The sequence below is a fragment of the Streptomyces sp. CBMA156 genome, assembly GCF_014596515.1.
Lineage (GTDB): Bacteria > Actinomycetota > Actinomycetes > Streptomycetales > Streptomycetaceae > Kitasatospora.
The window spans coordinates 1-9,756 of the sequence record NZ_MSJQ01000239.1 but is presented as its reverse complement, the minus strand read 5'-3'; the positions used below and the strand labels follow the sequence as shown (position 1 = coordinate 9,756).

At 73.6% G+C, this 9,756-nt stretch carries 8 protein-coding genes and 1 pseudogene; all 9 read right to left on the bottom strand.

Annotated elements, in window-relative coordinates; translation table 11 throughout:
• Positions 1 to 830, bottom strand: an 830-nt coding sequence (locus BU198_RS19895) for an APC family permease (protein ID WP_188298219.1), incomplete at its 3' end; no start/stop codon positions are given.
• Between the two features lie 67 nt (positions 831 to 897).
• Positions 898 to 1,329 carry an SRPBCC family protein gene (locus BU198_RS19890; RefSeq protein WP_188298218.1) on the bottom strand — a complete coding sequence of 144 codons (432 nt, stop codon included), beginning with the start codon at positions 1,327 to 1,329 and terminating at the stop codon, positions 898 to 900.
• Between the two features lie 90 nt (positions 1,330 to 1,419).
• Positions 1,420 to 3,060, bottom strand: a pseudogene (locus BU198_RS19885) (AMP-binding protein).
• Positions 3,061 to 3,199: 139 nt separating this feature from the next.
• Positions 3,200 to 3,433 (bottom strand): chaplin, encoded by a 234-nt coding sequence (locus tag BU198_RS19880; RefSeq protein ID WP_223244661.1) that lies wholly within the window; start codon positions 3,431 to 3,433, stop codon positions 3,200 to 3,202.
• Positions 3,434 to 3,537: 104 nt separating this feature from the next.
• Positions 3,538 to 3,849: a hypothetical protein gene (locus tag BU198_RS19875; protein WP_188298216.1), complete on the bottom strand. Its 312-nt coding sequence runs from the start codon at positions 3,847 to 3,849 to the stop codon at positions 3,538 to 3,540.
• A complete protein-coding gene (locus tag BU198_RS19870; RefSeq protein WP_188298215.1) occupies positions 3,846 to 6,416 on the bottom strand; it encodes an Hsp70 family protein in 2,571 nt (856 codons plus the stop codon). The genes BU198_RS19875 and BU198_RS19870 overlap by 4 nt, the downstream gene beginning before the upstream one ends.
• Before the next feature lie 31 nt (positions 6,417 to 6,447).
• A complete protein-coding gene (locus BU198_RS19865) occupies positions 6,448 to 7,341 on the bottom strand; it encodes a nucleotide exchange factor GrpE (RefSeq protein WP_188298214.1) in 894 nt (297 codons plus the stop codon).
• Positions 7,338 to 7,760 carry a hypothetical protein gene (locus BU198_RS19860; protein WP_188298213.1) on the bottom strand — a complete coding sequence of 141 codons (423 nt, stop codon included), beginning with the start codon at positions 7,758 to 7,760 and terminating at the stop codon, positions 7,338 to 7,340. Before BU198_RS19860 ends, BU198_RS19865 begins: the two co-directional genes overlap by 4 nt.
• Positions 7,761 to 7,907: 147 nt before the next feature.
• Positions 7,908 to 9,756 (bottom strand): hypothetical protein (locus BU198_RS19855; RefSeq protein ID WP_188298212.1); only part of this gene is annotated, 1,849 nt, incomplete at its 5' end.

Below are 9,756 nucleotides of genomic sequence, written 5' to 3'. Positions count from 1 at the left end.
ACCACCGGGGCCAGGCCCGGCGACCCGGCCGCCCGGACGGCGTCGGCCAGCGGCGCGGCGCTGTGGGCGAGCCGTTCGGGGCCGAGGACGGCCAGGACGGCGAGGGCGACGGCCGCGTAGACGACGAGGGTGATGCCGAGGGCGAGCGGGATCGCCCGGGGGATGGTGCGCCGCGGGTCGCGCACTTCCTCGCCGAGGGTGGCGATCCGGGCGTACCCGGCGAAGGCGAAGAACAGCAGGCCGGCGGCCTGGAGCACGCCGTGGAACCCGGCGTCCGCGCCGACCGCCCAGTGGCCGGGGGCCGCCTCGCCGCCGGCCAGACAGGCGGTGACGACGGCGGCGAGCAGCGCCAGGACGACGGCGACGATCGCCCTGGTCAGCCAGGCGGCCTTCTGCACGCCGACGTAGTCGACGGCGGTCAGCGCCACCACGGCCGCGACGGCGACGGCGTGCGCCTGGGCGGGCCAGACGTAGGAGCCGACGGTGAGCGCCATGGCCGCGCAGGAGGCGGTCTTGCCGACGACGAAGCCCCAGCCGGCCAGGTACCCCCAGAAGTCGCCGAGCCGCTCCCGGCCGTAGACGTAGGTGCCGCCGGACCGGGGGTAGCGGGCGGCCAGCCGGGCCGAGGAGGTCGCGTTGCAGTACGCCACCAGACCGGCCAGCGCCAGCCCGGCGAGCAGCCCTGACCCGGCGGCCCCGGCGGCGGGCGCGAGCGCGGCGAAGACGCCCGCGCCGATCATCGAGCCCAGCCCGATCACCACGGCGTCGGACACCCCGAGGTGCCGCCGCAGTTCCCCCGGCCGGGACGGCGGTGCCGACGACGTACTCATGAACCCGCACCACTCCCGGTCGCCCTCGGATGTCGCGCGCACGATACCGGAGCGGGGGAAACGGCGGTCAACGGCCGAGCCGGTCCTCCAGGGCGCGGAGGTCCGCGGTGAGCGCGCCGCGCACCTGGCGGGACATCAGGGGGCCGGCCAGCCGGAAGCCGCCGCGGACCCGGATGCGGGCGAAGGTGCCGGCCTGGGTGGGCTCGAAGGTGTAGGTGACGCGCATCGGCATCGGCCCGGCGACGGAGACCAGGTCGAGCACCGTCGGCGGGTCGTACCGCGCCACGCGCAGCACGTACCCGAAGGACGCGCCCAGGAAGCGCGCCGTCCTGGTCACCTCGGCCCCGGCGCCGAAGCCACCGCCGTCGGCCTCCCGGGTGAGGGCGGCGGTGCGGATGCCCCGGGTCCACTCGGTGTCGTGGCGCCAGTCCATCGCGTAGGCGGCGACCGTGGCGGGCGGCAGGGGGATCAGGCGTTCCACTGTGACGTCGAGGGGCATGATCACACTCTCCCGCCGGGCGGGCGGCCGCGCTCCCCGGACTCACCCGGGCGGAGGGACGTGCTCCCGGGCGGAGGGACTGCCTCCCGGTCAGAGCCCCAGGATCCGCTGGGCCTCCTCCCGCATCTCGACCTTGCGGATCTTCCCGGTGACCGTCATCGGGAACTCCTCGACCACGTGCACGTAGCGCGGGATCTTGACGTGGGCGAGCCGGCCGGCGCAGTACGCGCGGAGGGCCTCGGCGGTGACCGGCTCGGCGCCCTCCCGCATCCGGATCCAGGCCATCAGTTCCTCGCCGTACTTGGCGTCGGGCACGCCGATCACCTGGACGTCGAGGATGTCCGGGTGGGCGTGGAGGAACTCCTCGATCTCGCGCGGGTAGAGGTTCTCGCCGCCGCGGATCACCATGTCCTTGATCCGCCCGGTGATGGCGAGGTAGCCGTCCTCGCCCATCACCGCGAGGTCCCCGGTGTGCATCCAGCGGGCGGTGTCGACGGCCTCGGCGGTGCGCTCGGGCTCGCCCCAGTAGCCGAGCATGACGGAGTAGCCGCGGGTGCACAGCTCGCCGGGTTCGCCGCGCGGGACGGTACGGCCGGTGGCGGGGTCGATCACCTTGACCTCCAGGTGGGGGCCGACCCGGCCCACCGTGGCTACCCTCCGCTCGACCGGGTCGTCGACCCGGGTCTGGGTGGAGACCGGCGAGGTCTCGGTCATGCCGTAGCAGATGGAGACCTGGGTCATGCCCATCCGCCCGATGACCTCCTTCATCACCTCGCTGGGGCAGGGCGAGCCGGCCATGATGCCGGTGCGCAGGCTGCCGAGGTCGTAGCGGTCGAAGTCCGGGTCGGCCAGTTCGGCGATGAACATGGTCGGCACGCCGTACAGCGAGGTGCAGCGTTCGGCGGCGACGGCGGCCAGGGTGGCGCCCGGTTCGAAGGAGGGGGCCGGGATGACCGTGCAGGCGCCGTGCGAGGTGGCCGCCAGGTTTCCCATCACCATGCCGAAGCAGTGGTAGAAGGGGACGGGGATGCAGATCCGGTCCTGCTCGGTGTAGTCGAGCAGCTCGCCCACGAAGTAGCCGTTGTTGAGGATGTTGTGGTGCGAGAGGGTCGCGCCCTTGGGGAATCCGGTGGTCCCCGAGGTGTACTGGATGTTGATCGGGTCGTCGGGGGACAACTCGCCCTGGCGCGCGGCGAATTCCTCGGCCAGGGCGGGCCCGGCCCGCCTGCCGGCGGCGGTCACGGCGTCCCAGGCGGGGCCGCCGATCAGCAGGACGCGTTCCAACTCGGGGCAGCGGGGCCGGACTTCCTCGATCATCCCGGCGTAGTCGGAGGTCTTGAAGCGCTCGGCGGCGACCAGCACGCGCAGGCCGGCCTGGTTCAGCACGTACTCCAGCTCGTGGGCGCGGTAGGCCGGGTTGACCGTGACCAGGATCGCGCCGAGCTTGGCGGTGGCGTACTGGGTGAGCGTCCACTCGGCGCAGTTGGGCGCCCAGATGCCGACCCGGTCCCCCTTGGCGATCCCGAGCTCCAGCAGGCCGAGTGCGAGGGCGTCGACGTCGGCGGCGAGTTCGGCTTAGGTCCAGCGGCGGGCGGTGGCCCGGTCGACCAGGGCGTCGCGGTCGGGGAAGGCGCGCACCGCACGGTCGAGGTTCTCCCCGATGGTGTCGCCGAGCAGCGGGACGTCCGAGGTGCCGGAGGCGTAGCTGCGCGGGGTCGGCGTGGTCGGCACGGGCTGACTCCTGGGGACGGCGGTGCGGGACGGGGACCATGCTCCCGGCCCCGGCACCGCTCCGCCACCCCCGAACGGGGGTACGGACACGGCGCTGGGGCCGCCCGTCGGGTTCGACGGACGGCCCCAGCGCGCGGGACTACTGGTTGACGCAGATGTTGCCGAAGGCCGGGTTGAGGAACCCGATGATGCTGATCGAGTTCCCGCAGACGTTGAGCTCCGCGTTGACCGGCACCTGGATCAGGTTGCCGGAGAGGACACCGGGCGAGCCGATGGCGGCGCCGTTGGCGGTGGCGTCGCCGGCGGCGGCGGTGCCGGCACCGGCGAGGACCGCCGCCGCGGCGAGGGCGGTGGCAGCGATGGTGGTACGCATACGCATTGCGTCACTCCTTGTGAGCACGGCGAGTCGATGTGTGACGATCACACTCGCTCACGATCACAAGCGATCCGCTCCTCCGCACGCCGGATTGACCCGTCCTAGGGCGCGTCGCCCTCCCGGCCCACCGACGCCGCCGCCGAGGGAGCGGCGACACTCAGTGATTCCAGCAGCTCCCGGGCCGGATGCAGCCCCGGTTCGGCCGCCACCGCCCGGTGCAGCAGCCCGAGGGCGAGGGCCCCGTCCCCGGCCGCCAGGGCGTCCAGCGCCCGGTTGTAGTCGATCCGTCCGGCGTAACGCAGCCGGAACAGCACGGACAGGTCCTCCCGGCAGGAGGGGCAGCGCAGGCTCCGCGGGTCGGCCGGGACCCTGCACAGCGGGCAGGACACCTCCGGCGTGCTCACGGCGCTCATCGCGGCCCCGCCTCCTCCGGACGGACCGGGCCGAGCGACTCCTGGGCCGGCTCGCTGCCCAGCTCCCGCTGCGCCTGTGCGTACAGGGCCAGCAGGTTCGACATGTGGGTGTTGACCTCCGCCATGTTGGGCGCCTCCACGGCCGCGTCCAGTCCGCGCAGCTCGGCCATGATCAGCTGGCCCAGGGCGGGCGAGACCATGTTCTGGGTCACGTAGACGTTGCACATGGTGAGCATCCGCATGGTGTGGCCGAGCGCGTCGCACAACTCGTCCGCCTTCTGGGCCGCGCGCATCGCGCCCTCCCAGTCGGCGGCCTCGCGGCGCAGCCGCAGCTCGGCGGCCACCGACCGCAGCCGGTCCAGGTCGCTCGGGTCGAGGTGCTTCTCGCAGTAGTGGATGAACAGGCTCAGGTAGGCCTCGGAGCTGCGCACCCAGCGCTGGGCCTTCAGCTGCTGCTGCGCCAGCTCCAGCGCCGCGTCCACCGACCGGCCGCGGGTCTGCCCGGCCGCCAGGTCGTCCAGGGCGTCCATCATGCGCTGGGCCTCGCGCATCTCGGCCTCCGTCAGCTCGCCGCCCCAGCGGTCGGTGAAGGTCTCGATCTGCCGCTGCTGCTCCTCGACCTGCACCTTCAGCTCGGGGTCGAGCGTCACCCGCTCCAGCTTGACGGTCTTCTCGGCTCCGCCCTGGATCCGCACCGACAGGGTGATGGTGCGGTCGCGGTCGAGGCCGAAGGCGACCTCCACCGGGGTCCGGCCGCCCAGGCCCTCGGGCAGCCGCAGGGTGAGGTGGCCGATCAGCTCGTTCTGCTGGGCGATCTCGTGCTCGCCCTCGTAGACCGCGACCTCCAGCCGCTGCCGGCCGCTGCCGGACACCACGAACTCCCGGCTGACCGGCGAACTCGTCGGGTAGCTGGTGTTCTTGGGGATGATGACGGCGAGGCGGCCGTCGTTGAGCTCGATGCCGAGGTTCTTCGGGGTGATGTCGAACGGGTTGGTGACCTGCGCCAGTTCGCCACAGCCGGGGCAGACCTCGCAGCCGGGCGGGTTGACCAGGCCGCAGGAGCCGCAGCGCAGGCCGACGTCCTCGGCGGCGGTGGTGGCGGCCTTGGTGTGGCCGGGGGCGCCCGAGCCGAGTGGTTCGCCGCACAGTTCGCAGGCGGTGACGCCGGCGGCGGCCGGGGTGCCGCAGCGCGGGCAGTTGTCGCCGTGCAGCACGGTGGTGGTCCGGCCCTGCTGCGGGACGGACACCCCGCTGCCGCCCGAACCTCCCAGCTGCTGCTCGCACTTGGGGCAGGCGGCGGCCTCGGCGTCGACCGGGACGTGACAGGCCGGGCAGGAGACCCTGGCACCGCCGAGCAGGGTGGTGGCGCAGTTGGCGCAGTTGGAGGCGGACAGGTCGCCGGGAGCCCGGCACTCGGCGCACTCCACCTCGCCGACCAGCGCGGACTGCACGGCCGCGCCGAGCGCCACGCACTGCATCGGGTTGACGCCGCGCCGGATCCGGCGCGGGCCGAACACCTCGCCGAGCCGCCGGGCGACCAGCGGGATCGCGGTCGAGCCGCCGACCAGCACCACCTCGTCGATGTCCCCGACGGTCAGGTTGGCCTGCATGATGGCCTTGTGGGTCAGCTCGATGGTCCGCTCGATCCGGGCCTCGATCAGCTCCTCGAAGCGGGCCCGCTCGAACTCCGTCTCCAGCACCAGCTGTCCGGCACCCAGACCGGGCAGGATGACCTCGGAGGACTCCTGGTTGGAGAGCTCGATCTTGATCGTCTCGGCGGTGCCGGCGATCTTCGGACGGTCGCGCAGGTCGGGCTGGTAGTCCGAGCCGTACTCCTCGCGGATGTCCTCCAGCAGCGCGGTGGTGATCGCGCGGTCGAAGTCGTCGCCGCCGAGCAGGTTGTCGCCCTCGATGCCGAGCACCGAGACCGAACCCGGCACCAGCAGCAGGATGGAGATGTCGAAGGTGCCGCCGCCGAGGTCGTAGACCAGGACGGTCCTGCCCTCGTCGCCGGCCTCGGAGGTGATCCCGTACGCCAGGGCGGCGGCGGTCGGCTCGTTGATGATCCGCAGCACGTGCAGGCCGGCCATCCGGCCCGCCTCCTGGGTCGCCGCGACCTGCCGTTCCCCGAAGTAGGCGGGGACGGTGATGACGGCCCGGTGGAAGGGCTCGCCGAAGCGCTGCTCGGCGTCCTCCTTGAGGCGGTGCAGGATGATCGCGGAGATCTCGATCGGGGTGTACGAGCGGCCGTTGAACCAGACGTTGACGTCGCCGTCGGTGCCGGCGGTGACCTTGTAGTCGACCTCCTTCAGGGCCGCCTGGACCTGCGGGTCCTTGAACTTGCGGCCCATGAAGCGCTTGACCGAGCGGATCACGTTGACGCCGTCGATGGCCGTGCGGCTGCGCGCGGTGGAACCCACCAGCAGCTCGCCCTTGCGGCCGCTGCCGACCACGGAGGGCGTGGCCTCCTGGTTCTGCCGGTTGAAGATGATCTCCGGCTCGCCCCGGCGCAGGTGGGCCACCACCGAGTTGGTGGTGCCCAGGTCGATGCCGAGTGTGCGGTACATGTCGTTCCCCTCTTGCCCCTCGTGGTCCTGGCTACTTCTTGCGCTTGGCCTGCTTGGCCTGCTTGGCCTGCCTGGCCTGCTTGGCCACGGTCTTGCCCTGGCGGCGGGCCCGGGGCGGGGTCGTCCTGGGCTGGACGCGGGTGACCGGCGCGGTGGCGGTGGTGGCGGTGGGCTCGACGGCCTCGGGCGTCTCGGGCGTCTCGGGCTTCTCAGGCGCCTCGGGCGTCTCGGGTTCGACGGCCTGGGGCTCGACCGGCACCGCGGTCACCGCGGGCTCCGGGAGCGGCGAGTCCGCCTCGGCCACGACCGCCGCCCGCCCCGCCTCCGGCTCCGACTCCGGCCCTGTCTCCAGCTCCAGCTCCGGCTCCGGCTCCGACTCCGACTCCGGTGCGGCGACCACCACTTGGGCCCGGCGCAGCACCTCGTCCCCCCAGAAGAACCCGGTCACCACCGTCCGCACCACCGTCTCCGGCGCCACCCCGGCCCTGGCCTCGGTGCCCACGATCTCGGTCAGGCCGGGGTCCGCCGTCATGCCCTCCAGCCGCATCGGCCGCACCTTGGCCTTGGCGAGCTGTCCGAGCAGCCGCCGCCGGGTGGCCTCGATGCCGACGCCGCGTCCGAGCGCCACCAGCTCGCGGTCCAGGCCGAGGGCGCCGAGCGCGTCGTCCACCTCGACCAGGATGCCCAGCAGTTCGCGCTGCTCGGCCCGGGCGCTCTGCTTCTGCTCCGTCAGCTTGCTCTCCAGCAGGGACGCCCGGAAGAGCAGCCGGCCGAAGGTCTGCTCCAGGTCGACGTCCTCGACGCCGGGCGGCACCTCCAGCCGCCGGTGGCCGTCGAGCGGGGATGCGGTGGCTGCCTCCGAGATGGATGCCTCTGAGGTGGGTACCTCGGAGGCGGGTGTGGCGGAGGTGGGTGCGTCGGTCATTCCGGAACCTCGATCTGCGGCAGCACGGACAGGTCCGCCGCGTAGCGGGCGGGGACGGGCGGTTCGGGGTCGGCGCCGCCCGGAGCGGGTTCGGCGAAGTCGGCGGCCAGTTCGGCGCGGTGGAGGGCGGACAGCTCGGCGGGCGGCAGCGGCGGGCGCTCGATGACCAGCAGTGGTTCGGCGAGCGCGGGGGCGAGCAGCTCGGCGGCCTGGTCGACCGGCTCCGGCGGCAGCGGCTGCTGGAGGTCCGCTTCCAGGCGCCGGTCCGGGTTGCGCAGCAGCGCGGCGGCCTCCTGGATCTGCTGGCGACTGTACCGGCCGGCCCGCATCGCCGGTCCGACGGCGAGGTTGATCTCACGCACCCCGGCCGTGAGCGGGATGCCCAGGACCTCGTACGGCGACGGTTCGTGCAGTGGCATGGCGGGCGGTCTCTCTCCTCACGGTGACGGGGACGGTTCGGGCGACGGGGACGGCTTCGGTGGCGGGGACGGCTCGGGTGCTGGGCAGGGCTGCGGCGTGGTCGCGGCGTACGGTCTACGACGCCTCCAACTGCCGTGCGGTTGCCGTCAGTAGAGCGAGTTGATCCGGCTCTGCATGGCGCGCAGGTCCGAGTCGCGCGGGCTGTGGTTGACGGCCTTGCGGGCCAGTTCGCGGGCCTGCGGCAGCTTGCGGGCGTTGGCCTGCTGGACGGCGTACGAGCCGTAGACGATGCCGAGTTCGCGATGCAGCTTTCCGGTGTCCTCCGGCGTCCGCGACAGGTGGAGCGCCTCCTCCAGCAGGTCGATCGCCATCGGGTAGCGGCGGGCCTCGTACTGGCTGATCGCCTCGCCGCGCCAGACGCTGACCATCAGCCGGCGGATCTCCTCCGAGTCGTCGTAGGACCTGGCCTTCTTGAGCATCGCGCACTGGGCGGTGAACGTCTCCTCCTGCATGGCGTCCACCACGTAGTTGGCGAGCATCACCGAGACCCGCCGGGGGGCCTCGTGCTCGACCTCGCCCTCCCACTCCGGGTCGGCGTCCAGGGCCTCGGCCATCCGCTCGACGGCGCGCACCCGGTCGTCGGCGAAGGCGGCGGAGCGGGCGAGGTGGCGCAGTACGAAGGCGAGGCCGATCCGGTGGTCCGGGTCGGGGTTGAGTGCGATCAGCGACCGCCAGGCCTCGGCGGCCTCCTCCAGCTCCGCGTCGGTGGCTTCGGGGCTGCTGAGTTCGCCGGCCCGGTTGCCGAGGGCGGCCTCCAGGAAGTGCCGGGCGGTCGGGTCGTCCGGGGCCAGCTCCGTGCTCCTCTCCAGCAGGGCGAGAGCCCGGCGGTAGTCCTTGTCCTCGTTGTTGATCTTGCGTGCCCACTGCGCGTAGGTGGCGCCGAGGTCGCCGCGCACCTCGGGGTCGTCGGGGGCCAGCGCCAGGGCCTTCTCCAGGAGTTCCGCGGCGCCGGCCTGGTCGTCCATGCTGTTCTTCAGCAGGGCGCGGGCGGCCCGGACGCCGGATTCGGCGGCGATCGCGACGGTGTCGGCGGGCAGCCGGGCACCGGGGACGGAGCGGGCGCGGGTGAGGCTGTCCAGGGCCTCGCGCCAGTCCTGGTTGCGGTGGTGCTCACGGGCCTGGCTGACCAGGGACTCGCCGATCAGCTCCTGCCACTCCTCGCCGCGCCGCTGTTCGGGCACCGCGTCCAGGGCGGTGACGGCGGCGGCCTGCCGGCCCTGGAACCGCAGGTAGCGCTGCGGGCCGAGGTCGCCGAACAGGCCGAGGGCGAGGGTGAGCGCGGGCGCCTCGGGGCCGTCCGGGTCGGCGGGGCGCCGCCAGGCCCGTACGGCCTGCTCGAAGGCCTCGGCCCAGCCGGCCGGTCCCGGCTCGGTGCGCAGCAGCCGGTCGAGCGTGGGGCCGAGCGCGAGCCGGCGGGCCGGGCGGCCCGGCAGGGTGATCCGGACGGGCTCCTGGGCGAAGGCGTCCGCGCTGTGTGCCTCCATGCCGAGGCGCAGGGTCCAGGCGTCGACCTCGTCGCCGCTGCGCCCGGCGGCCCGGTCCAGGACGCGCAGGTCGTCGCGGAGGCGGTCGAGCAATCCGGTCCTGGCGGCGGCCAGCCGTTGCGGTTCGGGGGTGCGGCCGGTGATCCGGGCGGACTCGGCCCACAGGTCGGGCTGGTGCAGGGCGGCGACCAGGCAGCCGAGCGTCCAGGACCAGATGCTCTCCTCGGGCACCGTCGGGGCGTCGGATCCGGTGGCCTCGTCGGAGCGGCCGGAACCGCCGGGGCCGGCCGCGAGCCGGTAGCCGGCCAGGCCGAGCGCGTGCAGCAGCCGGGGGTGGGCCGGGTCCTCGCGCAGCAGGTCGCGGTAGGCCTCCCAGGCCTCCCGGTGGCGGCCGTCGAGGGCGGCCTGGTGCGCCTCGTGCTCGGCGAGCAGGGCCAGCGCACCGCCCGCC

Coding starts and splice junctions, on each gene's coding strand:
- BU198_RS19890 (WP_188298218.1), bottom strand. CDS start 1,329: ATGCCCCTCGACGTCACAGTGGAACGCCTGATCCCCCTGCCGCCCGCC.
- BU198_RS19880 (WP_223244661.1), bottom strand. CDS start 3,433: ATGCGTACCACCATCGCTGCCACCGCCCTCGCCGCGGCGGCGGTCCTC.
- BU198_RS19875 (WP_188298216.1), bottom strand. CDS start 3,849: ATGAGCGCCGTGAGCACGCCGGAGGTGTCCTGCCCGCTGTGCAGGGTC.
- BU198_RS19870 (WP_188298215.1), bottom strand. CDS start 6,416: ATGTACCGCACACTCGGCATCGACCTGGGCACCACCAACTCGGTGGTG.
- BU198_RS19865 (WP_188298214.1), bottom strand. CDS start 7,341: ATGACCGACGCACCCACCTCCGCCACACCCGCCTCCGAGGTACCCACC.
- BU198_RS19860 (WP_188298213.1), bottom strand. CDS start 7,760: ATGCCACTGCACGAACCGTCGCCGTACGAGGTCCTGGGCATCCCGCTC.